Source organism: Paenibacillus sp. 01T47 (genome assembly GCF_056398245.1).
This window is the reverse complement of the sequence record NZ_JBFTPA010000017.1, coordinates 36,908-63,365: the sequence shown is the minus strand read 5'-3', so window position 1 is coordinate 63,365 and position 26,458 is coordinate 36,908. Positions and strand designations below refer to the sequence as shown.

At 43.2% G+C, this 26,458-nt stretch carries 21 protein-coding genes; 5 read left to right on the top strand and 16 right to left on the bottom strand.

From position 1 onward, the window contains the following. Nucleotides 1–11 precede the first annotated feature (11 nt). The 3 genes from AC1DOV_RS26245 to AC1DOV_RS26235 form a co-directional block, all read right to left on the bottom strand. Nucleotides 12–1,658, bottom strand: a complete 1,647-nt coding sequence (locus AC1DOV_RS26245) for an ABC transporter permease (protein ID WP_477551408.1) — start codon at nucleotides 1,656–1,658, stop codon at nucleotides 12–14. Between the two features lie 86 nt (nucleotides 1,659–1,744). Further along, a complete protein-coding gene (locus AC1DOV_RS26240) occupies nucleotides 1,745–2,860 on the bottom strand; it encodes an ABC transporter substrate-binding protein (protein ID WP_477551407.1) in 1,116 nt (371 codons plus the stop codon). A gap of 49 nt (nucleotides 2,861–2,909) precedes the next feature. Further along, on the bottom strand, nucleotides 2,910–4,244 hold the full coding sequence (locus AC1DOV_RS26235) for a hypothetical protein (protein WP_477551406.1): 1,335 nt from the start codon (nucleotides 4,242–4,244) through the stop codon (nucleotides 2,910–2,912). 347 nt (nucleotides 4,245–4,591) lie between these two features. On the opposite strand from AC1DOV_RS26235, the gene AC1DOV_RS26230 reads away from it, so the two are divergent. Next, a complete protein-coding gene (locus AC1DOV_RS26230; protein WP_477551405.1) occupies nucleotides 4,592–5,299 on the top strand; it encodes a GntR family transcriptional regulator in 708 nt (235 codons plus the stop codon). 109 nt (nucleotides 5,300–5,408) lie between these two features. Here AC1DOV_RS26230 and AC1DOV_RS26225 read toward each other — a convergent pair whose 3' ends face one another. The 3 genes from AC1DOV_RS26225 to lpdA are packed head-to-tail and all read right to left on the bottom strand — an operon-like array spanning nucleotide 5,409 to nucleotide 8,640. Next, on the bottom strand, nucleotides 5,409–6,593 hold the full coding sequence (locus AC1DOV_RS26225; protein ID WP_477551404.1) for an ABC transporter permease: 1,185 nt from the start codon (nucleotides 6,591–6,593) through the stop codon (nucleotides 5,409–5,411). After that, entirely contained in the window at nucleotides 6,577–7,209 is a 633-nt protein-coding gene (locus AC1DOV_RS26220) for a biotin/lipoyl-containing protein (protein WP_477551403.1), read from the bottom strand. The genes AC1DOV_RS26225 and AC1DOV_RS26220 overlap by 17 nt, the downstream gene beginning before the upstream one ends. A gap of 30 nt (nucleotides 7,210–7,239) precedes the next feature. After that, nucleotides 7,240–8,640 (bottom strand): dihydrolipoyl dehydrogenase, encoded by a 1,401-nt coding sequence (lpdA, locus tag AC1DOV_RS26215; RefSeq protein ID WP_477551402.1) that lies wholly within the window; start codon nucleotides 8,638–8,640, stop codon nucleotides 7,240–7,242. A 196-nt stretch (nucleotides 8,641–8,836) separates the two neighbouring features. Between lpdA and AC1DOV_RS26210 the strand changes: the two genes are divergently transcribed. Further along, a complete protein-coding gene (locus AC1DOV_RS26210; protein WP_441880816.1) occupies nucleotides 8,837–9,403 on the top strand; it encodes a TetR/AcrR family transcriptional regulator in 567 nt (188 codons plus the stop codon). 142 nt (nucleotides 9,404–9,545) lie between these two features. Here the strand turns inward: AC1DOV_RS26210 and AC1DOV_RS26205 are convergent, their stop codons facing one another. The 3 genes from AC1DOV_RS26205 to AC1DOV_RS26195 all read right to left on the bottom strand — a co-directional run bounded on the left by AC1DOV_RS26205 (nucleotide 9,546) and on the right by AC1DOV_RS26195 (nucleotide 18,221). Beyond that, nucleotides 9,546–9,887 (bottom strand): hypothetical protein, encoded by a 342-nt coding sequence (locus AC1DOV_RS26205; RefSeq protein WP_477551401.1) that lies wholly within the window; start codon nucleotides 9,885–9,887, stop codon nucleotides 9,546–9,548. 21 nt (nucleotides 9,888–9,908) lie between these two features. After that, nucleotides 9,909–14,294, bottom strand: a complete 4,386-nt coding sequence (locus tag AC1DOV_RS26200) for a helix-turn-helix transcriptional regulator (RefSeq protein WP_477551400.1) — start codon at nucleotides 14,292–14,294, stop codon at nucleotides 9,909–9,911. Between the two features lie 177 nt (nucleotides 14,295–14,471). Further along, nucleotides 14,472–18,221: an alpha-L-arabinofuranosidase C-terminal domain-containing protein gene (locus tag AC1DOV_RS26195; RefSeq protein WP_477551399.1), complete on the bottom strand. Its 3,750-nt coding sequence runs from the start codon at nucleotides 18,219–18,221 to the stop codon at nucleotides 14,472–14,474. Between the two features lie 363 nt (nucleotides 18,222–18,584). Here AC1DOV_RS26195 and AC1DOV_RS26190 point away from each other — a divergent pair, with 363 nt between their 5' ends. Beyond that, nucleotides 18,585–19,769 carry an acyltransferase gene (locus AC1DOV_RS26190; RefSeq protein ID WP_477551398.1) on the top strand — a complete coding sequence of 395 codons (1,185 nt, stop codon included), beginning with the start codon at nucleotides 18,585–18,587 and terminating at the stop codon, nucleotides 19,767–19,769. Nucleotides 19,770–19,822: 53 nt separating this feature from the next. On the opposite strand, the gene AC1DOV_RS26185 is transcribed toward AC1DOV_RS26190, so the two are convergent. Both AC1DOV_RS26185 and AC1DOV_RS26180 read right to left on the bottom strand, forming a co-directional pair. After that, nucleotides 19,823–20,458, bottom strand: coding sequence for a hypothetical protein (locus AC1DOV_RS26185; RefSeq protein ID WP_477551397.1), 636 nt, complete (start codon nucleotides 20,456–20,458; stop codon nucleotides 19,823–19,825). Beyond that, on the bottom strand, nucleotides 20,458–20,925 hold the full coding sequence (locus tag AC1DOV_RS26180; RefSeq protein WP_477551396.1) for a hypothetical protein: 468 nt from the start codon (nucleotides 20,923–20,925) through the stop codon (nucleotides 20,458–20,460). The genes AC1DOV_RS26185 and AC1DOV_RS26180 overlap by 1 nt, the downstream gene beginning before the upstream one ends. 242 nt (nucleotides 20,926–21,167) lie before the next feature. Here AC1DOV_RS26180 and AC1DOV_RS26175 point away from each other — a divergent pair, with 242 nt between their 5' ends. After that, nucleotides 21,168–22,040: a VOC family protein gene (locus AC1DOV_RS26175; protein ID WP_477551395.1), complete on the top strand. Its 873-nt coding sequence runs from the start codon at nucleotides 21,168–21,170 to the stop codon at nucleotides 22,038–22,040. A 96-nt stretch (nucleotides 22,041–22,136) separates the two neighbouring features. Here the strand turns inward: AC1DOV_RS26175 and AC1DOV_RS26170 are convergent, their stop codons facing one another. From AC1DOV_RS26170 to AC1DOV_RS26150, 5 genes are all read right to left on the bottom strand, one after another. Beyond that, nucleotides 22,137–22,544 carry a GNAT family N-acetyltransferase gene (locus AC1DOV_RS26170; RefSeq protein ID WP_477551394.1) on the bottom strand — a complete coding sequence of 136 codons (408 nt, stop codon included), beginning with the start codon at nucleotides 22,542–22,544 and terminating at the stop codon, nucleotides 22,137–22,139. A gap of 184 nt (nucleotides 22,545–22,728) precedes the next feature. Continuing rightward, nucleotides 22,729–23,775, bottom strand: a complete 1,047-nt coding sequence (locus tag AC1DOV_RS26165; RefSeq protein ID WP_477551393.1) for a hypothetical protein — start codon at nucleotides 23,773–23,775, stop codon at nucleotides 22,729–22,731. Next, complete coding sequence (locus tag AC1DOV_RS26160) at nucleotides 23,741–24,268, bottom strand: RNA polymerase sigma factor (protein WP_441880666.1); 528 nt, start codon at nucleotides 24,266–24,268, stop codon at nucleotides 23,741–23,743. The genes AC1DOV_RS26165 and AC1DOV_RS26160 overlap by 35 nt, the downstream gene beginning before the upstream one ends. Nucleotides 24,269–24,394: 126 nt before the next feature. Further along, nucleotides 24,395–24,727, bottom strand: a complete 333-nt coding sequence (locus AC1DOV_RS26155) for a hypothetical protein (protein ID WP_477510351.1) — start codon at nucleotides 24,725–24,727, stop codon at nucleotides 24,395–24,397. Between the two features lie 97 nt (nucleotides 24,728–24,824). Next, nucleotides 24,825–25,319 carry an N-acetyltransferase family protein gene (locus AC1DOV_RS26150; RefSeq protein ID WP_477551450.1) on the bottom strand — a complete coding sequence of 165 codons (495 nt, stop codon included), beginning with the start codon at nucleotides 25,317–25,319 and terminating at the stop codon, nucleotides 24,825–24,827. A 129-nt stretch (nucleotides 25,320–25,448) separates the two neighbouring features. On the opposite strand from AC1DOV_RS26150, the gene AC1DOV_RS26145 reads away from it, so the two are divergent. Beyond that, nucleotides 25,449–26,330, top strand: a complete 882-nt coding sequence (locus AC1DOV_RS26145; protein WP_477551392.1) for a LysR family transcriptional regulator — start codon at nucleotides 25,449–25,451, stop codon at nucleotides 26,328–26,330. Nucleotides 26,331–26,458 lie beyond the last annotated feature (128 nt).

The following is a 26,458-nucleotide window of genomic DNA, read 5'->3' as shown; positions in this document are numbered from 1 at the left end:
TTATCCTCCACTTAAAGTTCTATCGATCTGCCTTGTTTCTTTAGAAACAGCTGAGCCGCTGCCAGTACAATGAAAGCGATAGAGATGAGTACGATAGTAAAGGCTGATGCACTACCCCATTCTCCATTTTGTACAAGCCCGAGAATCGACACCGTACCTACGGAAGTTTTTGCTGAGTAAATAAAAATGATGACGCTGAGGCAAGTGACAGACCGCAGGAAAGATACGACAATGCCTGAGATAAACGCTCCTCTCAATAACGGAAGAAGCACCTTCCTGAAAGTCGTTATGTTACTTGCCCCCAGATTAAGCGATGCCTCCTCAAGCGCTCCGCTGATCTGCTGCAGTCCAGCAAGACACGCACTATAGCAGGTTGGCAAATTCCAAACCATGAGTGCTAGAACCATGATAAGAGAAGTCCCTGCAAGATGAAGCGGCTGTCCATTAAAAGCCATTGCAAAGCCCAGCCCTAGGAACACGCCCGGAACAGCCCCTGGCAATATGGCCAAGAAATCAAGCAACCGATTAATACCTACTCGTTTTCTTTGCACGATAAAAGCGAGCGGCAAAGCCAGAATACCTGAAGCCAGCGAAGCAATCGCCGCAAACTTGATACTGTTAACCATCTCACGGCCCTTTACAGCAACATACGTCAAATTTTCGAGAGTAAACGACCAATCATACCCCCAAGTTTTAGTAAAAGCGCCGTATACCAAAACGCCATATACCGCAAGGATAAAGACTGTAACGAACATGCAGAATCCAAACAATGTCCATTTCACAGCAGGAGGCAGAGGGAAATGTTCAAGCGATGTTTCTTTGCCTGTGACAGTAACATACGATTTTTTGCCAACCCAGACTCTATTCCATACAAATAAACCAAGTGCAGGAAGCAGAATAGCTGTTGACAGCACAGAAGCCGATTTCAAATCAAACATACCTGACATTTGCATATAAGCCTCTGTCGGCAGTACATTAAAGTTTCCGCCTATAACGATGGGATTTCCAAAATCCGCTAAAACACTCATCGCTGCAATTAGCACCCCGCCCGCAATACCCGGTCTGCAAAGAGGCAGCAGTACGTTCTTAAATACTTGCCAATGCGTTGCTCCAAGATTGTAAGCCGCATACTCCAAATTCGTTGAGGTTGACTTCATAACGCCATATATGACGGCATAAGCGTATGGAAAAAAAGTTATGGTCTGAACCAGCCATAAGCCGTGCCAGCCATAGATATTAAAATTTACATGCAGCACATATTTCGTAATCATCCCTTGTCTGCCAAAGAGGAGGATATACGATAACGCCACAATAAACGGCGGTGAAACGATAGGCAGGATCGTTATAAATCGGAACAGTCCCTTAAATGGAACGTTCAATCTTGTCATCGTATAGGCAAATATGAATGCGACGACCATACACGAGATGCTGGAAATCACCATCATGAACAAGCTATTCAATGCCGCATGATACCATCTGGGATAGGTAAATAACTTCGGATAATCCCCTAATTGAGAGAAGCTAATCACTTTAAGAATTGGCCACACAACAAAATAACTTGTAATAAGCATGATCACAATAATAGCTGCCGCTAATACAGGATCATTTTTTAACCTTTTCAATTCCGCCCAGGTGTCTTTGACAGTAGTTGAAAACAAAACCTTTCACACCTTTCGGTTAAACGTGTATACACTCCGCTTGCTAACGCATGGTCGCAGGCGGAGTGCATTCGTTTATCTGTTAATTATTTCTTGTCGATCATTTCCGTAAATTTCGTTACAACGTCTGCTTTCATTTCGGAAGCCTTGGTTCTGTCATAATCAACAAGCTTCACATCTTCAATCTTGATCATGCCTTCTGGAGCAGCTACATCTTTTCTTACAGAATAGCGGTTGGAGAGCTGAGTATTCATTTCTCCAACTGGCTTCGTTAACAGCCAATCTACAAATATCTTCGCATTTTCTAGATCCGCTCCGCCTTTTACGATACTTACACCGCCAATTTCAAATGCGGTTTGCTCTGGAACGATAACTTTGATCGGGTAACCGGACTTAGCGGATTTGACGATATCATGCGCCCAAGACATTCCAGCAATGAATTCGCCTGTTGCTGTAAGGTTGATCCCGTCTCCTGCAGCTTTTGTATAGTGATGGACGTTTTTATTTAGCTTAGAAAGGTAATCCCAGCCTTGCTCTTCACCCAAGCGGAATAATTGATCTGCAACAAAGATGTAGCCGCCGCCCGCTGTCGCAGGGTTCGATGTTACAAATTGACCTTTATAAGCAGGATCAAGCAAGTCGTCCCACGTAGCCGGTTCTTTAATCCCTTTAGGCTCCAGCTCTTTTTTGAATCTTTCCGTATTTAGAACAATACCTAGAACACCCATATACCATCCTTGCCAGAAGCCTTTCGGATCGTTGAAGCGCTCTTCAATTTCTTTGGCATTTGGAGAAGTGTAGGCCTCAAGCAGCCCTTGATCAGCAAGTGTCTGATGAAATTCAACCGAACCACCTACAAAAATATCTGCTTGCGGCGCATCCTTCTCCGCTTGAATTCGCGTACTGGTCTCTCCAGCATTACCTACACGCAAATAGTCCAACTCAATCCCTGTATCCTCTTTGAATTTCTTCTGAATTTGGACAATGTCATCCTCATTCAGCGCTGCATATACAACCAATTTCTTCGATGCTGGTGCTGGTTTTTCCGTTTCCACTACCGGTGCATTCGTTGGTGCATTGGTTGCTTTATTTGCAGATTCTTGATTATTTTTGTTTGCACCGCATCCCGATAAAAGGCTTGTTGCCATAAAAGCTGCCAGTACTGCCGTACCCCATAATTTTGCTGTTGGTTTCTTAAACATATCCATCCTCCTATTTTTTATAGGGCTATGCCCATTCTCTATCCTTTAATTACTTCGCTGACACAATCGCTGATATGATGGCTTGTCCATTACTTGTTACAGCGTTGTTCCATGTCACCGTATTTCCAGGAGCAACAACGGCCGATACATATCCCATGTCATCGTCACCAGAGGTTCCATCTGAATCATAAGCATGGATTTCCACATTCGTATTGGATGGTTTGGCAACATAAACGGTGTTGTAGCTCTCAGAGAAGTTAGGTCCAAATTCCGCATCATTTGCGCCGAAAGCGATATTGAAATTTTGGAATTTCGGAGCATCATTTTTTTTCCAGAACCTAGCGTCCGTCTGACCTTGACCATTTACAAAAGCTTTGATGTAGATATCGCTTTTTCCGCCAAACGGATCACGATCCTCTAGACTCTGCATATTAAGCAAGGTAATCTTATGAGAATAATACGGATTAGAGACATACGTATGCGAGAATTGACCAAGACCATTCAGATGTACGTCTACTTGATGAGCCGGATCTGACCAGTTCATCCCCTGAAGGGCAGGGCCATCGTCACTATCATCCCAGCCCCAAGGCGCTTTTGCTGAGTTGGACGTATGATTATCTCCTGCAAATGTACCGAATGAGGAGAAAATGTTAGGATCGGTTCTTTTGCTCCAAAGATCGCCCCATTCAATTAAATCGTAGCCGTATTGGTTAGTGTAGCTTCCGGAAGTATTGGTCGGGAACTCGGCTGTACCCGTATAATTGTAAACAATTCCATCTCCGCCTGGAGCGCTTGATCCGTCATAGGCTTTGACGCCATGTCCTCCGCTAGGGCTTTGGCCATTCGCCTGGCTGAATACTTTAGGATGGCTTCCATTGAATAGAACCCCGCCATCGACATCGTCTGAGCCTGAAGTAATGTTAGGATCATTCGTATAGTCATACCACTGATTATGACCCATAGTCTCCATTAGCTGAAAAGATCCATATGTAGATCCATCTTTTCTAATGACTAAGAACAAACCTTCGAGGTCATTCTCATGCGCATCAAGAGGTCTCGTATAAGCATCGTCCCTAGCGTGGAAGAGATCGTACTCGATGAAATAATGAGTGAGCGTTTCTGATACCTTATAGTAGACATAAGCATTTTGATTGAAGTTGTTAAGATTATCCCAATTATTACGTGCAATAAAGTCGCCATCATAGTTAAAATTGGTTATAAAATCGGCTCTAACGTCTAGATCAGCATTCACATCTTGATAAATCTGAGGCGCCCAGTGAGCGGCTAATTCCGAATGGCTTGCTGCATGCGTTACAGTAGCTCCGCTGAAGAAAGGAATGACCAATGCACATGCAGTCACAAGACTTAAAATGGTTTTCTTCATATACGAACTTCCCCTCCGGTAAATGAAATGAATTTCAATTGAAGATCGGTATAAGCTTACGAGCTAAAAATTCTGCAGCCCAGAGCAGCAGCACAGAATCATTACAGCCTCATTCGAGAACCCCTCCATTCTTCGTTTCATGCAAACTCATGCTGTCTGACATCTCAAATTATAGGGAAAATATCTTCGTAGTGTCAATCAATCCAATGTTAAATAATTGTATAGATGATTAGCGCTATATAAGCCGTATAGTTGATCAAAAAAACAAAAATATGCTACAATCATGTTGTCAGACAGCATAGATCTGAAGAAAGATATAATCTACTTACGGAGAGGAAAAGCGCAATTTGGAGAAGAAACTGCTTTACCTCAAAGTCAAAGAGGAAATTGAAAGAAGCATTAACGAGGGTGAACTGCAGCCCGGGGATAGACTTCCTTCCGAGCCTGAACTCGCAAAGAAATATGAAGTGAGTCGTCCTACTCTTCGGGAAGCGCTCAAGATGCTTCAGCGGGAAAGGATTCTTATAAGCAAGAACGGGGTCGGTACTTACGTTAACAACCGCTCTGATTTTATAATCAATCCACTCAGCAAGCTTCAAAGTGTGGGGCAAATGATTAAAAACGGGGGCTATACCGAAAGCGAGTTAGACATCAAGATTTATTCACGTGAGCCGGAGGACGATTGGAAAAAACAACTGCTAATTGATGAACCCGTTGTCGTATTGGAGCGGTCTAGAACTGCGAATGGGAACAAGGTAGCTTTTTATTATAATATTTTCCCGCAAAGCTTGGTCACAGGGCATATCGATGGGGAATTTACGGGGGCTATCTTTGATTTTTTGAAAAACAAGATGGGGATTCATATTGCTTATGCCATTACTGAAATCTGCGCGTTAAACAGCTCCAAATTGTTGGACCAGAATGCTATCGATGTACTCGGCAATGAAATTATTTTATTAAAGCAGCTCCACTATGACGATAACGATAAACCTGTTTTTTACTCCCTTGATTATTTGAAAAATAGTGTCTTTAAACTATTTATTAAACGCGAATAAACAAACCTTCGAACAGTCGAGAATATGAACTCTCGTATTCCCCCGTGTTCCCTTGACTGAAATAGGGTATCTATCTTAGTCAAGGGCGTTATTCGAACGGGTAAGGAACTTAACTATTTAACGAACCGCTGCTCGGCAGAATGTCCGCACTCACGACTCGTTCCCGGCTGGAATATGTTTTCCCTGCTTCCCGCAGTACCAGTAATCCAATGAATAAGGACACGCCGCCTATAATGATCAGCAGTGCTCCGAGCTCCTGACTGTAGGCTGTTAGCGCTCCATCCCGAAACGCCATCCCGCGTATGAGGCGGTTAAGCCAGTTCATCGGCAATACCCACGCAAAAATTTGAAAAGGCTCTGGAAAAGCAAGCGGAGTCAGTTGAATTCCAGTTGCAAGAAATGACGGATACAATACGAAGCTGGTTCGCAAATTGACTTTAGACAAATCTTTGGCAGAATAGCCGATCAACAGCCCCATAAGTGACAATGCAAAGGCATAAACAAGCAATGGGATAATAAAAAGATAAGGCTCCGCTTCAAACCGCATTCCCCCCACCTGCTTCAGTAATCCATAACATAAGAGCAGCGAAAGGGCGGTCATGACCGCATAAGGTACACTGCGAATCCAAAGCTGCAAGGGCGACTTTCCGTTTGCAAAGAGCTTCCCTTCCTGACGCAAACGAGGCGCAATAGAGCCTGCTGCGCTTGTTGTAATCATGAGAACCACAATGTTTACAAAACCAAGCACCATAAAGCCGACATAACTTGTAGTTGGATTAAATAGCATCCGCTGCTGAAGAGACAACGGAGAAACAACGCCTCTAGCGGTTTCGGCGTCCATCCCTTTTTGAACCAGATGGGACATAGAAAGGGTCATATTTTCCGTTACGATGACTTCCTGAATCGCTGTCCGAATGCCGGTTAACCCTGAGGGCATCGTGTTATCCATTAAAATGCCGATATTCGTTGATATGCCCTGCTGCTGAAGCTGCTGAAGCTGCTTAGGTAGCATGATGACCGCTACAGCCTGCTCATTTGCAAGCAATATTTCCGGGCTCAGGCGGCTCGCGTACACATTTGTAACTTTCATGTAAGGGGAAGCATTTATTTTTGAGATCAGCTGCCGCGAATACGAGCTGTGGTCTTCATCAATGACTACAACGGGCGATTCGCTAATTTGGTTATGCGAGAACATTAAACCAAAAAATAGGGCCGCAACTAGCGGGCCAATAAAGATTAAACGCAAATACTTACTGCCCGATACGTACCTCCACTCGTCAATCAGCGATTTCATCAAGTCTCACCTCCGCTGTCATCCCCGGAAGCAAATCAACATTTGAATCCACAGCTATTCGGACAAGAAACATACTTAAATCTGCTTGCCCCTTCTCACGTGACATGCGCAAGTTCGCAAATTGAGGGGCCGCTGAAATCGAAGTCACAACACCAGTCACCTGTGCGGGATCATCCAAGTATGGAAAATGAATACCAATGTTTTGATCAACCTGAAGCTTTTGGATTTCACTTTCCTGTATATAGAGATCTGTATAATAGCTATTTTTCTGCAAAACCGCCATCGGCGCGCCTTGCTTTACTTGATCCCCCGGCTTAACCGCAATTCTGCTGATCAACCCGTCATCTAGCGCAAACACATCTTCTTCTCCTTCTTCAGCTGATTTAACCTTAAATAACACATCACCGCGTTTTACCCAGTCACCCGCAGCCACACCTACCTCTACAATCGAACCTGGACTCTTCTGATAAAATAGGGTCGTTTGCTCCGCCTCAAGCACACCTTGTTTCCTCATCTCAGCCTGACTGACTGCATCCTTTCCTTTAACAACAAGAAGTGAACCTCCAACGATCAGCGCAACCGCAATCCCAATATAAAAACCTGCTTTTATTTTCATTCCTCAATCTCTCCCATTCTCTATTTGCAGTTAAATCTGCTGCTCTTTTTTTATCTTCATCATTTTTAAGACCGTGTTTTCGGCAGCTTCCATAATTACTTCTCCCAGTGTCGGATGGGGGTGAATGGTCAAAGCCAAATCCTCCACGGTTGCTCCCATCTCGATAGCAAGGCCAAGCTCTGATACGAGTGTTGAAGCCTCCACGCCAACGATTTGTGCACCGATCACGATTCCTGAGGATGGGTCCGCCAAAATTTTCACAAACCCTTCAGTCTCCCTCAATGCCAAAGCTCTTCCGTTGATTGCAAAAGAAGCTTTGCCAATTACAATCGGGATGGATTTAGCTTTTGCTTCCGTTTCATTTAAACCAACGCTGGCCAGCTCTGGATGAGAAAAAACGACGAGCGGAATGGCTTTATAATTAACCTCAGAGGCATGACCAGCAATGGCTTCTGCCGCAATTTTCGCTTCGTAAGAAGCCTTGTGGGCGAGTGCCGGACCAGCCGTAATATCTCCAATGGCAAAAATATTTGGAATAACCGTTCTGCACTGTTCGTTTGTCTCAATCAGTCCCCTGCCCGTCACGGGCAAGCCTATGTTCGCAAGCCCTAAATGACCATCTGTATTTGGTTTTCTGCCGATAGTGACTAACACATACTCTGCTGTAATTTCATGTTGCTCCTTATTTTTTAAATACTGCAGTGTAATTGAATCAGCATGCTGAACCACTTTCTGTGCTGTCGCCCCAGTAATCATTTGAATACCATCGGCTTTCAACTGCCGAACCACAGGGATCGCGAGGTCTGCCTCGAAACCCGGCAGTACTTGTTCTCCTCCTTCTAGAATCGATACCTTTGTTCCAAATTTGGCATACATTTGGCCTAGTTCGATTCCGATATAACCGCCGCCAATAACGATCAAACTGGTCGGAACTTCAGGGAGCGATAGCGCTTCTGTGGAAGATAAAATACGTCCTCCAACCGGAAATGCTTGCAGCTCAATTGGACGAGATCCCGTTGCCAATATGGCGTTTCTAAAAGAAATGGTTTGCTCCCGGCCGCTTTGCTGAATAATAGCTGTATGTTCATCAACCAAACTGGCCTCTCCCTCCAAAATGCTCACACCTGCAGTCTTTAATAAATAGCTAACTCCTCCTGCCTGCTTTTTCACAATTCCCTGCTTGAAATGCTGCGCAATTTCAAATGCTGCTGCCGCATCCCCATGATTGAACTGCCTAAGCAAATCATAGCGATGCGATTCTGCAATTAATGCTTTGGATGGAATACAGCCAACATGCGTGCAGACCCCGCCGAGCTGACTGCGTTCCACAATCGCCGTCTTCATTCCAAGCTGTGAAGAACGAAGCGCCGCCACATAACCTCCCGGACCTGATCCAATGACCAACGTTTCTACGGATTCAAGCTTACTCATTTTCTGATCCCTCCTGATGAAACCATTTAAAATATGATGACCGTAATATATTATAACCATCATATTTTAAAATCGTCAACAACCGTATTAAGCCCTTCCGCTAGCTAACCGTTGCTGTATTCACTCAATTGACACCCTATATTATGACGACTATAATATTTTGAAGATAGAATTATGAAGCTGTGGAGTGATTACAATACCGTATCCCAAAGGTCATAAGATGAAAGTGCGGAATAAGATCGTTGAAAGTGCGGCCCAAGCTTTTCGCACGAAGGGTATACTCGATGTAAGTGTTCCGTTCATTATGAAGGGGGCAGGACTTACGCATGGAGGGTTTTATTCACACTTTGACAACAAAGAACAGCTGGTCGCCGAAGCCTGCCGGTATGCTATCAGCGATACCATAGCCATTTTGCAGAATGCTGCTGATCAGGAGAAGCAGAATCCCAAAATCAATAGTGTCATCGATTATTATTTAAGTCCGTATCACCGCGACAAAACAGAGATGGGCTGCATTCTTCCTGCTCTTTCTGGCGAAATTTCCCGTTCTTCCGAAGAGGTCCGGCAGGTATTTACCCACGAACTGGAGCGGATGATTACTTTCATCTCGAATCTAGCGGGAATTGACACAACCAAGGGCAGCGCACTGATCAGTACAATGGTCGGCACTCTTGTTCTTGCACGGTCTGTTCACGATCCAGAACTGAGCGGCACTCTTCTTTCGGCAGGCAAGCAGTATGCCAAAGAGCTGGTTAGGGCCTAATATTGTCCGTGGTATGTCTAATAAATAAAAAAAAGGCGTCACAGAAATAAATCTCTGTAACGCCATTTTTTCAATATTCACATGATTTCTTAAGCAAATCATGTTATCTTTGGGACATTCTCTTCTGTGTGATTGGTGGAGCCTAGTAATTAGAATAATGTTCTTTCTCTGATCTAACCCATTCAATCAAACCATTCCTTGCGGGATAGGTTTCTTCATAATCAGATTTATCCTTCAGAAGCTGGAGTCCCTTTAACGTTAATTTTGCTGGTTTTAGCGAATAGGCGTCGCCCACTCTCAATACTCTTTCTAGGTACCCTTGTTTCTCAAGAAAACGGATCATATTATCGAATTCATAGTTTAATAGGCCATAGTCCTTCCCATTAGGCATAAAATCTTTTCTATGAATTTCCCTAAGGATACTGTATCCGCCTCTCATTCTCACCTCTCCAATCTTATGAGTAATTATTGTATTCTCCCACATATAAATGCCTATCCCATACAACTAAGTAACCAGCTCTAATTCTTTTGCACGCGCAATGGCCTGACTGCGCCGTTTCACGCCTAGTTTTCCGTATAGATGGAATACATAACTTTTCACGGTGCTTTCCTTTAATCCAAAACGATAGGCGATTTCCTTATTCGACAATCCATCGGTTAAAGCATACAAAATCTCTGCTTCACGGTTTGTCAGCAGTTCAACTAACGGCTGCGGCTGTGCAGCATTGGCAGCGATATCTAGAGGACTGTACTCCGAATCGCTACTAGACGCAGACGCACTGCTTTGAATTAGGAATTCCTCTGACGATTTCAAATAAACCATCCGTGCAATCATAAGATCCAGCACTTCCAGCCTCTCCTTCGTAAATACATCGGAGATCAGATTATTCTCAAAATAAAGGACAGATTGCGATGATGTTCCTGGAAAGGAAACCGGCATACAAAGAACAGACTGAGACTTACTGCGAGTGATATAGGGATCAGCTGCGTATGAACTGCGTGAAGCATTTGCAAGCACAACAGAATCACCTGTCTTAACCACATAACGGACAATAGCCTCCGCGTACGAAACCTCTCCATCACTCTCATTCCTAGTGCCAGCCTGATCTGCAATGGTGAAAACCTCTTCATGGCTCTCCAGCACATATCCCTTTTCCGCACCGGAATACCGAAGTGCCGACTCCAGGAATTGGCTCATTACATTAGAGTCATCTGCCTTTCTTGACCAATCTGTAATTTGCCGTATAAACGCCTTTTCATCAACGAACATTGGTGTGGTTTCACGGATAGTGCTTACTTGTCCAATTTCCTCAGTGGCAGCCACGCTTTCTGTTTGTAGTTCCGCCATAGCTAATTTCAGCTTGGAATTTGACTCCATCAGTCTTTTTGCTTTAGCAGTTGCCCCCCATCTTGAATAAGCAGCGCAGGCATCTGCAATCAGAACATCCGCTCCGGTAATACTCCCAGCTTCCCTATAGAAGATTGAAGCACGCTCACAAGAAATAGCCTCCATTAGCCCATTTCCTTCTCTTCGAGCTTCTCGGGTCGCTCCCTCAAATCCTTTGGCTGCATTCACTCGGTCACCATCAATACGGTGGAGCTCAGCTGTTATGAGCAAATATGCTGAAGATTCATTCCCGTAATATCCCGTCCATTGTCTCATGCTGCGCAATTGCTTGTTAAGCTTTGCGCGAATGCCCTTTTGCTCATCCACCGCTGCCTCCGCATACATGGCAGCAAGCGTCAGGGAATGGTAAATATGCTGTTTGCGCACTTGCATCCGGGTTTGACGATATGTGTTGAATTTGCCCTTCTCTACCCATTCCAAGGCATCTTGATAGCGTCCGAACAAATAAGCAATTTCTATCTGACTGGTACAAGTATAATAAACCTCATTATTCAGCTTCTCCTCGAATCGATCCTTCAGCACCGGCACTACGACTTCATCGTATCCACCCGCTCCATCCTGCATTTGTGCCACATACCACCTCGCAATGCGAAAGATATTAACTGTGACTTCATCCAAGAGCTGCTGTGAAATTTCTTCATAATTCGAAATCCGTGCAGTAAGTGTATGCAAATCACCCGTATGAGTGGTCGTAGAGGTTAGCATAGCGATACTTACATAGGACAGATTAATCGATTCCATCCCATAGTAAATCGATTGCTCAAAATGCTTGACGCTTGCTTCAGGATTCTGCTGCAGCCCAACAAGCCCCTTAATATAGTGCAGTCTGCTTCGCAAATCCGAGCTTTCAAAGGAGGCTGATAGCTTAAATGCCAAATCTATATATTGAGGTCCCGTATGATAGAAAGAAATTTTAAAAATAATCATGCCATAGCCAGCAAGCATAAAAGCGAACGCTTCGTTGCTTCCATGCTTTAGAGCATAGCGAATGAACCTCGAGAAAAGTACAGCAGACAGTTCAAGGCTTAATGTAAATACAGAAGAAGATATCGCCATGACCAAGTCCGACAAGGCTTTATACTCAGGATTACGATTAATCGGTAAATTCATAATCTCATGCCGCATACTAAATAATGCACCTTGCGTCATGATCAATTCCTTTACGATGACAGCTTTAGAGGGCTCACTAGAAAAAATCCAGCCAAATTCCGCCAGCGCCTGCTTTCCAATATGGACAGCAAGCTCGTCATTCTTCAAGTACGAATACATGGCTATGCGTTTCAGGTAAATCTGAGAGCGCTCCACCAAGTCCGTAGTACAGGACATCAATTGTTCGAGCAGAGCTTCTGCCTTGTCTATGCGACGGCACATAAATTCACATTCAGGCAGCTCCAGCATCAGACGATAGGCTAGTGAGCTCGTACTCCTCCAATCATCCCCCGCAAGCTGCAAGCCTTTTTCAAAAAAGTTCAGAGCAGCCGCAAATGCTGTTGCTGCCTTCGATTTCAAACCTGCCTGATAGTTATATTCAGCTAGCTCCATCTTTTCTGCTTCATTTACCAGCTTATCGCTGCCCATATTCAAGTGATACACCATATCATAAATGGAGTGTTCACGCTCTTCTAATGAATGGTCGCGTAACACACGGCCGATGGTCAGATGCAAGCTCGATTTTTCCGCTTCGGTAATAGTCATATAAGCTGCCTGCTGCACACGGTCATGCATAAATGTATAATAACCTTCATCCGCTGCTGCATCATCCATTTCAATTTCTCTACTTAATAAACCCTCTTCCTCTACTAAACGTAAAAGCTGAAGTGTATGAAGCGGAGAGCGACCGCTTACTAAAGCGATCGTAGAGGAATGAAAACGATGACCAATCGCTGCACCTATGGCAAGCAGCTCAATCATATCCGGTGAAAGCATACGAATACGGGTCCCGATTAAATGAAGAATGTCAGGATGTTCCGGTATCTGTGTAACTGCCGCAGCATCCCAATTCCAAATCGCAGCTTCCTCATCATAATAAAGCTTATTCTCACGATACAGGCTGTCTAGAAGACGATGTACGAATAGTGGATTACCGCCTGTTCGATGATATAGCACCTCTGCAAGTGTTCGTACACGAGCCGAATTTTCGTTAAGAACATGCGAAAGGACCTGCCTTACATCCAAATAGGTCAGCGCTTCGAGGGCGATATGCTGTACAGGTATGGATGAGCTTGCATGCTGCAAGTTCAGTGTGTTCTCCATCCATAAGGCTGCTTCACCTTGATTTGCTCCGTTGTCCGAGCAGCCAGAAGCCGTTTCTACTCTTAACGTTCCTATTACTAGTAAGTTTAATCGATTGGGAGCATGGGCAAGCGAACGAAGGACATCCAACGTAGCTGGGTCTGCCCATTGTAGATCGTCTAGAAAAATAAGGAGAGGATGTTCCTTTTCAGCAAATATATTCATAAAAAGAGGAATCAAGCGATGAAACCGAATAGCCGCTTCAGCAGGAGGCAGCGGCTCCACAGACGGAAGTTCGCCAAAAAGCTTAGCTGCTTCTGGCAGCAGCTGTACGATAACAGCTGCTCCTTGACCTAATGCCTCTTCCAACTGTAACTTCAGCTTTGCCATTCGTTCAGGGGACTGGCTGTATATTTGCCGAATCAAGCTCCGCAGAGCCTGCAAGAGCGGCGAGAGAGGAACGTCACGATTCATCAGATCACATTTTCCTCCAATGAACAGACTGCCTTCTTTTCTAGCCAGCACCTGAAACTCTCGAATAAGCGCGGTTTTTCCACTGCCTGCACTTCCGCTAACGAATACGAACGAAGACACGCCGGCTTGCGCCTGTTGCAAAGCCTCGCGGAGCGCCCTTCCTTCCATTTCACGGCCAAAAAGAGTTTTTGGCAGCTGAAACCGGCTAGCCTCATCGACACGAGCGATTTCAAAAGGGATGATTTCTCCTTTTTTCTCCATAGAAGAAGCACAGCTTTTCAAATCAAACAGCAATCCAAAAGCACTCTGATAGCGGTCTTCTGGCCTCTTCGACAATAGCTTCATAATTATATTTTCGAGAGAACCCTCCAGCTCCAAACGCACCTCACGCAAAGGCATTGGCACAATCGCAAGATGGGCATGCAGCCATTCTTCCCTATTCTGTGCTTGAAAGGGCAGATGACCTGCGAGCATGTGATAAAATATCATGCCGATTGCATACAAATCGCTTCGTTCGTCAGCTTTACGATTGATTCTGCCTGTTTGTTCAGGAGATAGGTAGGCGTAATCTGTTATTCTTTCGTCTGTGAGCACAACAGTATTTATTTCCAATTGAATGTGTATCCCTGTTGGATTCAAATGACCGATCAGTAGGTTTTGCTTATGAGCCATATGTACGGATTCAGTCAGCGCGATCGCTATATGTAAAAAGGAAGGTGTATCCATTTTTTTTCCGTTCAGCAAATCCTTTAACTTAACATTATTTGCAAGCAACATGTTATCCAGTCCTCCATCTAATCCGTGCAATGCTACTTTTCCAAAACGTTAAAGGCTATTCCACAGTTTATCACTGTTCAGTCAAGTAATGTATAAGAATTACAAATAGGTATGGTTGCCAATAAAAGAGCCTCAGAGACTAGTCTCTGAGGCTCAATGATAAAGTGTTTTTCTCGATTATATTAGGCTCACTATAATAACATTCACGGAATGGGCGGCCAAATTTATTATGGCAGCGTTATTCTCGATATGTATTTCTGCTTCCATTGGGGTTATTTTCTCATCGTTCTTTTTGTTCACATTCGGAACATGCACAAGTGAAGCATCACCTGTTAATATGACCCATTTGCCCGTAGTAGCTGCATTTATCCCTTTAAAATCAAGCTTCATTGCTTTCTCCACACCGTCTGCATTAACCAGCTTCACATACATATGCTTGTCATCTTTGGTTACGGAATGATAGATTTCCCTGTTATAGGCTTCCAGTTTATAATCCAGAACCTTGCTTGCTGCTACGCCATCCGTATAGGAACAGATCAAATGCTGGCCATTGGCTCCTCCATAATTCACTGTAATCGTGTATTCGGTATGGTCGGCGAGCTCTTCATAGCAGCTAGCTCTCAAGTTACCTGCGGCTGTGCTCGAGGAGTAATCCCCTAACGTATAGCCCTCAATTCCTTGCTTATACACCTTTGCGCCAGTGGCGCTGCCATTATAGCCGATCGCATATTCTATGACATCCTTATTGTCGGGTGAAATATCGGTCAAGCCTGCGCCCACATAAAAACCGTCTGTACCGGATATTCGTTCTGCTGCAACCTCAACTTTGTAATTGGTCCATGCTTCATTAAGGATATACAATCCATTCAAGCCGCTGCTCTGCGCTTTTAATACCAAGCCTTTGGCCGAATCAAGCGTATAACCTGCCGAGCCCGGAATGACTTGCCAAGCCGCATTTAAATCCTTAGTAAAATCCTGTTCAAAAAGTACGCTGCCATCCACATTGGACGTTATTTTCACACGCTTCACAACAATATCAGCATTTCCAGCAGCCACTTCAATGCCACCGCGAGGGATGAGCGCAGACCGCTCACCGTTCCGATAAGTCGTAAACGACGTATCTGCTACTTTAGTACCGATGTATTTTCCGAATAGCTGCTGCACGTAATAGTTCGGTGTATACCATACCGTTTCATCATCAAACCAAATACAATCCGGGGTCCATCGATATGTACCATCTGTCAGAACCTTATTAAACAACGGTGCAGTTGCTGCTAATCGAACGACATCCGAGTTATTCTCAAAGCTGGTCATAATCGCTGCTTCTGCAATTGCCCCAGCCAATGTGTTTTTATCCGTTGAAGCATATTCGCCGACAAATACTTTGGAGGTCTCGGCTTCATTCAGGCTGCCATCATCATTGTAAGCTCTGTAATAGTAATTATATCGGTCCGCATTAGCTAACAAATACTCATTCGAACGATAGTAGTGCTCATCCGCAATCGTATCCATATAATTCTTTTGCTTCTCATACCACGTAACGGTTTCTTCAATGCGCGACAGCCCGTCCGTAAAGCTTATCGTCTCCGAGCCTGCCAAGCTGCCGCTTAAAAACTTCCAGCCCTGCTGATAAGCATCATCATCCGCTTGCGCGCCCACGGTTGAAATAATATGCAGCTCATATCCAGTGTAATGCCGCTCCATATATTCATCAATAGCTGCTTTAAAATATTCAAAGTTCGCAAAAAATTCTGTGCCCCAGTTTTCATTGCCCACGCCTAAGTAATGCAAATCAAACGCCGCTTCGTGGCCCATTTTTTTACGCAAAGCAGCCCATTCGTTATTCTCAAAATCTGTACTAATCGCAAAATCGATTAAGTCTGTAAAGTTTTTGACGTAATAGTCCCTAAGCTTGCCGCCAGCGGGATTCGCGTAATCCGAACGAGCCTGGCAAAGCACGCCGCAGGCCATAACTGGGAGCGGAGTGGCGTTCAGATCTTCAGCCAACTGGAAATATTCCATATAGCCAAGGCCCATCGTCATCATGTAGCCCCATACGTTAAAGTTTTCTTTGCGCAGCTCCACATCCCCTACAGATTCCTTCCAATCGTATACGTTTTCCCAAATGTGAGAGCCTTCTGAGATACAGCCGCCTGGAAACCGAAGAAAAGTAGGATGCAAATCAACTAGTGCGTTTACTAAGTCTTTTCGCAGTCTATAGTTAGGATTTCCTTTAAAGTTTGCATGAGCCGTCGAGGATCGCTGTTCCTCGCCCGCGCCCCAAACATCCTCCGGCATCAGTGAGACCATATCGATCGAGATTTCGCCGTTAAAGGTTAAAGCCAATTGACCAAGCACCGTTGTTAAGCCCGTCAATACAAGGGGACTGTCCACACCGTACTTTTTCCATATGCCTCCGCCTTCTATCTGAACAACCACTGTGTCGCTGATGGAGACACCCTCTTTATCCAGCAGCTGCAAGGTGATCGTGCCTGCCGCTTCTGCTTTTGCCCAAATCGTAAAATTGTATTTGGCAGCTTGTCTAATCGCCATTGCACAGTTTTTATTGGAATCCGCAAAACCTCGATTGGTTATCGTCGCTCCGCTCGCTACCGTTACATAATGACCATTCACATCTTTGTCTGTTATTCCGAAAAACTCATTTAAACCGCCCGTATTTTTCACCGTCATTTGCTGCATATCGCCCGACCATGCATGCAGAGACGTGTAGTTTCTTCCTGTTGAAGCACCATGCTCGCCGCACACATGAGAGTAGCTGTCGAACGCAAATGACTCGAAGGAGCGGTTCTGCACGAGCTCTGCGTATATACCGCCATCAGCTGCATTGTTAATATCCTCATAAAATAAGCCGTATAAAACAGGACTGACATCCAATATCTCTTTGCTTCCATCAATAGTCAACGTATACGGTGGTACACCTTGAGGAAGTACAGTTACGGTGAAGCTTTTTACAGCAGAGCTTGCTCCTTTACTTACGATGGCTGTCATCGTTACGCCCTTTGCCGACTGCATTTTCTTGTTGACGATTCCCTCGTTAGAAATCGTGCCGATATCACTTGATGCCCATGATACGCTCACTTTCCCGCCCATTAGAGAAGAAGGCAGCGCAATATCTTTTGTAATAATGAAGGTTGGGAACGTTAAGTACTTGTCTTTGGCAAGTTCAACAATCTCTTCATCCGTCAACGATTCGCACATCACTTCAATTACTTCATCTTGTGTTAGTCCCGCTTTGTATACACGGAAATCCGAAAGCGAACCGCAAAAATCCACATCTGCATCGTACTGGGACATTCCAATATAGTTGTTGCAGTAATTCTCTTGGTCAGCGAAAGAAGTAAACCATGCACGCAATTTAGCATAGGTACCGCTTGATGTCTGACTGATCGTTCCATCTGCAGCCACCTCGCCATTCACATATACAATCGGTCCTGCACTGCTGGATGTACCGGACTTCGTGCCTGCTACAGACATAGAAATATGCATCCATTCTCCCGCCACAAAAGTCTTTCCAGGATCTGCGATCAAGTCTTCCCCTGCAAAACAAGCTGCACGCAAATTGCGTGTTAAGAACATATAAGGACCTGTCTGCCCCTTGCCAAAATCAAAAATTCTTTCCCATACGCTTGATCCTTTTCCCGCATATACCCAAGTCGAAATGGTAATACCGGTCAAATCACTAACATCCTTCAGGAGATCCACAGGCAGCTTCACATAGGATGTGCCGTTGCGTCCCCCTGAAAGCATGACTGCAGTCTTGCCTCCTACGGTTTGAATGGAAGCACCTGATGCCGACCCGTCATTTCTATTCCCTGAGCTGTCCTTGCCGATATGTTCAGCAAGATCAAACTTATATTGCGCGATTAAATTATCGTTAATAAATCCATTACCGTCATTACGTTTCATGTAAGATCACCCGTCATCTTTATTTTAGAATCATAAATAACCTAACTATCATATGGATTTATACGAGAAAAGACAGTAAATACATAAATCATTTTCATTTCACATGAGTATAATAACATAAACATTATCTAATTAATATAATCACTAATTACTATTTTTGATGATTATTTCTGTTCAACATGATGGCTGTAAACGAAAGCACAAAAAGCCTTTTTCAGCGTTAGGAAGAGGCTCTTTCTTCTGTAATCCAATGCAAAAATAAAAGTATTGGCTGAAACTGGGACTAACCTTATAATAACGAATAGAGGTTTCCTCATAGCCTCTTAACACAAGCTAGTATCTTATAAAAATAAGGGGATTTTAATGGCACAATTAGCAAAAAGACCATATTTACCTGCGCTAGACATTTTTAGAGCATTCGGTATTTTAGCGGTCATCATGATTCACGCAACATCAGCGGTCGTAGCTAACTACGATCACAAGGCTACGCTATATCCTCTTTATGTCTTTCTAAACACATTTACCAAATTCGCAGTGCCCGTCTTCATCTTTCTAAGCGGCTTCGTCCTTTTTTACAACTACTACAACAAACCCTTCACAGCAACAGCAATTGGGCAGTTTTACAAAAAACGAATATCTAAAGTATTGATTCCTTTTATATTATTTTCGTTCCTCTATTTCGCCTTTACGAGACTGGCAGCTTACGGATTTAGTGACCTGCAGACCTTTATTGGTTACTTTACAACGACTAAATTTCTCAAAATGCTTATCTTTGGCAAAACCTATGTCCATCTTTATTTTGTCGTTATTATTATTCAATTTTATGCAATATCACCACTAATGCTGTACGCCGTTAATCGGTTTCGAAAATCCAGCCGGCATATCGTCTGGATCGGTTTGCTGGTGCAATGGTTATTTATTTTTATCATCGTCCGGGAATATCATGTGGTTAGCCCCGGCAGCTATGCGTTTACGTATATGCTTTATTTTACAGCAGGTGCGTTTATCGGTATTTATTATGAGAAATTCGCTGAATGGATTAATCTCACAAGAAAAAATGCTACGCCGGCAAAAATTGCAGCTTCACTTGTGCTGTGGGCTCTATTCTTATCGTCAAATATGACTATGGTCTACTTTTATTACGAGAAACGATTAACTGGGCTTTCTGTTATAAATACAAGTCTATTAGAGCTGATAGATGAGGTGCGTTGCGTTGCGGCTGCTATTGTGCTGCTTCAAGTTTCCTTCTGGATTTATACATCGTGGAACAAGATGGTCGTCAAAGTTCTTATACATATCGGTGCCACATCCTTTGGCATATATTTGGTCCATCCCTTAATTCTGTATCTATACCGCCAGACGAATGCCAGCGGCTCTCCGATTCTGTTCCATGTTTGGGTGGCCGGCGGCTTCCTGCTCGCACTCGTTATTCCTTGGGCTATCATGGCACTAAGCGCACCATTCAAATGGCACTGGCTGCTGTTTGGTCCGCTTCCAACTAAGAAGAAACAGCCTGCTTCTCCAATACAGCCAAGTATTCAAGGATAATAAAAAAAAGAGCCGTTCGATCGCTTCCAAAGTAAGCGCGGACGGCTCTTCTATTAAGTTGCTTCCTTCGTTTCCGTTTCTGATTTCGCATCCGCTTTAATTTCCCGCTGCTCATCATTTAGGCCATATAATAATTGCCCGTTTGCATCATAGGCATACACTTTATTCATCCTGGAAGCCGACTGCTCTTTAGTAGAGCTGCGAATAGAACGCCCAGCAAGATATACCCCGTCTTTCATAAGCGCATCCTGCTCATATCCATCCCACCATGCAATTTGCACCCTGCTTATATTCGGATCATTTAGTTGACCAACAGCATAATAATGTCGATAATTGCCAAAAGTAGACATACCTATTCGAAAGCTGAGTATGATTTGCGGGTCCAGCTTCATTCCAAATCCACCGCCGCGGAAGCTCCAGAAAAATCCAAGTGAACGTTTCACGAACAATTGATGTTGGAGCTCATGTTTTTGATCAACGATTAGCAACAGCTCATAGCCTTGGCCTGTCTTTGATTTTAAGGAAATAGGAGCGTAAGGAGACTCCATCATATCCAGTGCATGCTGTGCTACTTTCTCCACACGAATAGAGCTTTGTGAGAAAAGCATAGCATAGACGATGGAACAAGCCAGAAGAATCAGTAACCAACGGATTAAGTGTCCGAAAATTATTTTTGTAGTTGTCTGCATTAGTCTGCCTTCCCCCTTTCAAGTGGAATATAAAAGGAAAAGGATTCGCCATAAGCTTCATTAAATACGGTGACACTTTTTAGATTAGGCGGCACGTTAGTAAACGTAAATTGACCATTTGATCGATAAAGCCGCATGGATGCACCTGAAGATTGATACTGAAGCGCCTCATTGGCATCTGTTTTTATTTGAATGGTATTAGGCAGTTGCGGCACCGAAAAAAAACGTTTTGAAGACAAATAAACAGTCAGCTTCCCTTCCCCATAAACAACGCCGTCAATACTTATCTCTTTGTTGAAATAGGTTTGCTTATCTGCATCCACCTTATAATAAAAACCTTTCTTCTTAGCCTCGCTCAGCTCAGCATCATGATCAAACAAATCAATTGAAGGAAGTGCAAAAAGCAGCGAAAGACCTCCAATAACAATAAGCAGCACCCACTCTACCCTTCGTATTATTTTTCTCATTTCAACCTCCTTTTGATTAAAATACTATAAGTTGATTACTTTTAATAAGCTACTTTAATTTTTATACTGCATATGCTATTATAAACCTAATTCATACGATTTGAGCTTATAGCAGCCTTAATTATCATTGGTTACATTTTCCAATATTGTACATGATATAGACGTAAAGGACTATGCTTTAGGTGCAGTTTATTTAAAGCAATCAAGTTTCACAACCATATATACTTCAAGGAGGATTAATCATGTCGACATTTTTGGATGAACAAATTTCACTGGGAGAAGTAAAGCTTAAGGTAAGCAATCTCGAGCGTTCAATCCTTTTTTATACGGAAGTTGTCGGGCTAAAGGTTTTGCAGCATGATGAAATACATCGTGTTGCAGCGTTCACTGCTGATGGGAAACATACGCTGCTCATTCTAGAGGAAGTACCGAATGCCGTTGTGCCGCAAAAACGCTCTCATGCTGGTTTGTACCATTTTGCAATTCTGCTGCCGGATCGTCGCTCATTATCGCTTGCACTCCGCAACTTGATCACAAGCGGCATTCATATTGGGCAGGCCGACCACTTGGTAAGCGAGGCGCTTTATATTTCAGATCCGGATCATAACGGTATCGAAATTTACGCGGATCGTCCGCGTGAAGAGTGGACGCGAGATGCCGAGGGCAATTATGTGATGGCAACAGACCCGCTTGATTGGGAAGATCTGCTTGCTCAGAGTGATGGTTTGGAATGGAGCGGTCTCCCGCAAGGAACCGTTATTGGACATATCCATCTTCACGTAGGCGACCTTAGGAAGTCGCGCGCGTTTTATGAAGGCAAGCTAGGCTTTGATGTTGTTGGCGATTATGCTCAAATGGCTGCTGTATTCGTCTCGGCTGGCGGATACCATCACCATATCGGCATGAACATTTGGGCAGGCGCAGGTGCTACCTTGCCGTCAGCCAATACGGTTGGCTTATCTTATTATACGATTGTTTTCCCAACTTCAACTTCTCGTGAAGCTTGGCTCGAGCATCTGCGCAGCGACGGTGTTGAAGCTGCGGAGCAAGGAAACGCGTTCGTTGTACATGACGCTTCCGGCATTGCTATTCACGCGACTGTAAAATCGGATTAATTGTTTATTCTAGTGAGCAGAGCTGATTAAAATAACAAAGGCAGACTAGGACATCAAATCATGTCTTAGACTGCCTTTGGTTTGTTCAGCCCTAAACTATCTTTTCACTAGGCGATTCATAAATCGTTCAGTATCTTTTTTAAATCCATACTGTTCATACAATTCATGAGCATCATGCGTTCGCAGTATGCCGCCAATCCCTTCGAATTCTTTGGTAATGAATTCAACTAACTTCTTTCCGAGTCCTCTGCCTCTATATTCTTCGTCAATAAAAACATCACACAAATAATAAATCGTTGCCCAATCCGTTACAATTCGAGCGAATCCAACTTGCCTTTTATTATCGTAGATGCCAAAACAAACTGAATTTTGAATGGATTTATGAATCGTTTCCGCTGGCCTTTGGTTTGCCCAATAACTCCTTGATAAAAATTTGCAAACGGTATCCATATCAATAAGTGACTTGTCATCACTAATTAGAAACTCTTTATATAGATGGTTCAAGTTGATACCCTCGTTTCGCATTGTATTTTTATACATATAAATTAATATATATTCAGAATAATTTTATTTATATTTCTTGTCAATACAATGCAGGTTAACAGCTTCTTCTGCAACCAGTCCATACCATCAACAAAGAAAAGAGGAACTGCATACCTGCAGTTCCTCAAATCGCACAAGAATTGAATTAGTCCATCGGAATGACCTTATCAAAAAATTCGACAGCTTTTATTTCTTTATCATTAATAATGGGGGTAAATGGCTTCACAATCGTTATGGTGTTAGTTATAAAATCCCCTGAGGACATCCCCTTAAAAACAGCCGTCGTCTCCGATGTTCCATCTTTGTAATGTATGGTGATCGGATAATGATCCGCATACTCGTTTAACCCTATTTCCCGCGAGGAGCGGCTCGCTGCCTCAGAAATCTCTTTGGTATGCGCACTGTCTACTTTTATTGTAACGGAAATGGGCGAGATAGAAATGGATGATAGTGTTGCTTCGTAGTTATATAATGATATGCCCTGATCAATCTGATACGTTGTTGACATATCCTTATAGTCCAAATTGAATTTGATTTTCCATGAACCTGGATTTACTTTTTCAAATATATCGGGATAAACATCTGCCGCCTCTAAATGACTAAGCATCAAAGTAACAGGACTTCCTGCGATTGTTCTATTCTTCGTTAAATAACTCATCATTAGACTGATTTTATTATCGCTTGGATTCTCATCGTCCAATAAGGTGTAACCGGTTGAAGAGCTATTTGAACTCATATGATCAAAACTTAAATATGTCTCAAAACGATACCTTTTGGCATCAAGAACGGTACCTTCCGGCGCGGTGAAGTCCAAAAGAACATATATCAAATTGCTGTCTCCGATAATCTGTTTAACTTCAATTGTTCCATTCTCGTTTACCGCTTTTTTGTTGACCAATTGAGCGCCGTTTTCCAAATACAGCTCCTGTTCGTCATTCGCCGGGTTTAGAAAGTTCAAAAATTTCATATCGAGGCCCATATAGCTTGCTGCAAAAGCAGTTGTCGTTAGCAAACAGATCATAACCGCTGCTGCCAGCATCGCAGATCTTGCATGTCTCCATGATGTTGGTATTCTTTTGTCCACGGTTTCCGATTCAATTTTTACAATCATATCGTGCAGTAGTTTGTCCTTATGTTCCTTATTAGGCTTTATGGTTTCAAATATGCCCTTGAACTGGTTTTCCGTCAACATATATCCCTCCCAAATCAGCCTTCAGGCGTGTTCGTCCTTTTGATAATTGTGTTTGCAGCGTACTCTCTTTTCGATCTAATAGTTTTGATATTTCTTTTACAGAATAATCCTCCACATAGTAGAGATATAACACCGTTCTGTATTTTTCAGGAAGCCGCAGCAATTTCTCGAGTATATCCCTCTGCTGCTCATTGTTTTCCCAGTATGTTTTTTCCGGCAAAACGTCTACATCAACCCGGCGAGATCTCCACCAGCTTTTTAATACGTCTTTACAGGTATTTTTGGTCGTCACAATAAGCCATGCTTTTTCATGCTCGCGGTCATTAAAGGTTTTGTTGTGCTTGAATAGCTTCAAAAATACAGACTGAACAGCGTCATCCGCATCCATCGTATTTTTCAATAGGATGAAACATAATCTGTACACCATATCGATATTCCGCTCATACATTTCAGAAAACTCACTATGGGTACGACTTATAGATTGGTTGTCCATTTATTCACCTCCTATATAAAACACGAACGACCAATCAAAAATATCTTATAAGAACATTTTTTTATATGGCTTCATGAAATAAGAGCAGCCTGCCATGCGGCAAACTGCTCCTTGTTCTTTATTTTATTAGAATTCAATCCATATTGGCAGTATTAAAAAAATGATTGTAACTACCACGCTTATAGCAAGCAGGAGCTCACCAATTCTTTTGCTTACGACTGCTCCAAAATCATGAATATTTCTTTTCGAAACTAATATTGTCGCTAACCAAAACGGCATGGAAGCTAAAAAGGGATAGTTGAAACCATCTGTGCCGTTTGAATGTATAGCTAGACCCATTAGGTTAAAGAGATAATGAGTCAAAATAAAACCATTCCCAAAATTATAATTTATTAAAAACCCCGAAAGTAAAAAGAGCATAGAAAGTGATCCATATCCAAAAGGTTTTCTAACTGCCAAAACAAATCAACTCCTCCGCAGATATAATATCCATATTGTACCATATGAATTTATGTGACGATATCTATTCTGGAAGGCGCCTGATCTAACAAATCAATTAATTCAACATTTTGTAATAGAAAACCGTTGCATCTAATTTACCGTCTGCCGATCGTGCATAGCCAGGAATGCGTCCGGCTTCAATGTACTCTAATGAAGTATACAGGATATTCGAAGGATCATCCTCCCTCGTATCGAGAACTAACAATGTTCTGCCTTCTTGCCTTGCTCGCCCTTCTGCCTTTTGCATGAGTAAACGTCCAATTCCTCTAAGACGATAGTTTGGATGGGTCATTAATTTTGCAATTCCCCCTCTGTGTCCGCCATTTTGCTTCGTACATAGATGCAGCTGCACGCTCCCAACGATTCGATCATCGATTTTGGCAACGTATAAAATCACCTCTGGACTTAACACAGCCTCCCAGTACATTACAGCATCAGAAAGCTTCATTGGGGGTAAAAAGCCAATTGACGCACCATCTTCAACGACCTGCACCAACAGATCCGCCAGCCCGTTAACATGCTCTTCAACGGATTGTATTTGTTCAATCATCACATCACCAGCCAATCAAATCTCCTCCAAACCATGAGTATAGTTTAATAGTAATGATCAAAGTATAATTTGTATAACGAATTTATTTGATTATAATGATTCATATTTCAAATTAGTTGAGGTGCAGCTATGGATATTCCACAGTTAGAGGCTTTCTTATCCGTGTGCAAAATTCGCAATTTCACAAGGGCCGCAGAGTATTTGCATATTTCGCAATCTGCTGTTACAGCAAGAATAAAAGCGCTGGAACAGTCCGTCGGAAAGCCGCTGTTTCTACGTGATAATCGGAATGTAAGCTTAACGCAGGCAGGCATCCATTTCCTCCCTTATGCCGAGAGGATGCTGCTGCTGTTTGAAGAAAGCAAGGTAACGTTATCCGAAGGATTAGAAAACTATATCGTCATGAGCGGACCTGGCTCTGTTTGGCATTACTATTATTTGCAGCATATCGTTTCGTTTAGGCAAGCACACCCGAAGGTGGCTATTAAATTTCTGAGCTACATCGATTCCAGCTATATGATTCGCGATCTTTTACTCGATGGCGTTGTACAAGTAGCAATTCGATACGACCCTCTTGATCGCCCTAATGTTACTAAACATTTCCTATTTGAGGACGAAATTATTCTTGTTTCTTCTCAAAATAGTTCTAACTTGTTTACGAAAACAGACTTCTTCTCGGGACAATATTGTCACATCGAGTGGGGATATCCGTTTCCAGATTGGTTTCGTTCGATCGTTGGGGAAGGTTATCTGCCTACTTTTGAAACCGACCACTCCACCATAATGCTCACATTGCTTTTGCAAGGAGCAGGATTTGGCTTCCTTCCCCGATCTATTGCGCAGCCTTTTCTAGATGATCACCGTTTATATGAACTGCGCTGCGAATTGCCTTTTCCAGTTACGAGGGCCTATGCTCTCTATTTAACAGACAATCGCGACCATCCAAGTGTAAAACTAGCCTTGCAATTGCTCGATGTTCCTCTAGCTTCGACAGGAGATTCAACACGCTGATCGTTGTCAAAACCTCCAAACCATTCCAGCCTCCGCCTTAAGACCGAGTCCGAAGCATGCTTAAGACGGTACTCTCATAAAATGGATACGGTTAAAATTATTGTAGCAGATCAATCAAATCGGAAACC

Bases quoted from the DNA above. Each gene is read 5' to 3' on its own strand.
- AC1DOV_RS26240 (WP_477551407.1), bottom strand. From the start codon at position 2,860: ATGTTTAAGAAACCAACAGCAAAATTATGGGGTACGGCAGTACTGGCA.
- AC1DOV_RS26235 (WP_477551406.1), bottom strand. From the start codon at position 4,244: ATGAAGAAAACCATTTTAAGTCTTGTGACTGCATGTGCATTGGTCATT.
- AC1DOV_RS26225 (WP_477551404.1), bottom strand. From the start codon at position 6,593: ATGAAATCGCTGATTGACGAGTGGAGGTACGTATCGGGCAGTAAGTAT.
- AC1DOV_RS26220 (WP_477551403.1), bottom strand. From the start codon at position 7,209: ATGAAAATAAAAGCAGGTTTTTATATTGGGATTGCGGTTGCGCTGATC.
- lpdA (WP_477551402.1), bottom strand. From the start codon at position 8,640: ATGAGTAAGCTTGAATCCGTAGAAACGTTGGTCATTGGATCAGGTCCG.
- AC1DOV_RS26205 (WP_477551401.1), bottom strand. From the start codon at position 9,887: ATGTGGGAGAATACAATAATTACTCATAAGATTGGAGAGGTGAGAATG.
- AC1DOV_RS26200 (WP_477551400.1), bottom strand. From the start codon at position 14,294: ATGTTGCTTGCAAATAATGTTAAGTTAAAGGATTTGCTGAACGGAAAA.
- AC1DOV_RS26195 (WP_477551399.1), bottom strand. From the start codon at position 18,221: ATGAAACGTAATGACGGTAATGGATTTATTAACGATAATTTAATCGCG.
- AC1DOV_RS26190 (WP_477551398.1), top strand. From the start codon at position 18,585: ATGGCACAATTAGCAAAAAGACCATATTTACCTGCGCTAGACATTTTT.
- AC1DOV_RS26185 (WP_477551397.1), bottom strand. From the start codon at position 20,458: ATGCAGACAACTACAAAAATAATTTTCGGACACTTAATCCGTTGGTTA.
- AC1DOV_RS26180 (WP_477551396.1), bottom strand. From the start codon at position 20,925: ATGAGAAAAATAATACGAAGGGTAGAGTGGGTGCTGCTTATTGTTATT.
- AC1DOV_RS26175 (WP_477551395.1), top strand. From the start codon at position 21,168: ATGTCGACATTTTTGGATGAACAAATTTCACTGGGAGAAGTAAAGCTT.
- AC1DOV_RS26165 (WP_477551393.1), bottom strand. From the start codon at position 23,775: ATGTTGACGGAAAACCAGTTCAAGGGCATATTTGAAACCATAAAGCCT.
- AC1DOV_RS26160 (WP_441880666.1), bottom strand. From the start codon at position 24,268: ATGGACAACCAATCTATAAGTCGTACCCATAGTGAGTTTTCTGAAATG.
- AC1DOV_RS26150 (WP_477551450.1), bottom strand. From the start codon at position 25,319: ATGATTGAACAAATACAATCCGTTGAAGAGCATGTTAACGGGCTGGCG.
- AC1DOV_RS26145 (WP_477551392.1), top strand. From the start codon at position 25,449: ATGGATATTCCACAGTTAGAGGCTTTCTTATCCGTGTGCAAAATTCGC.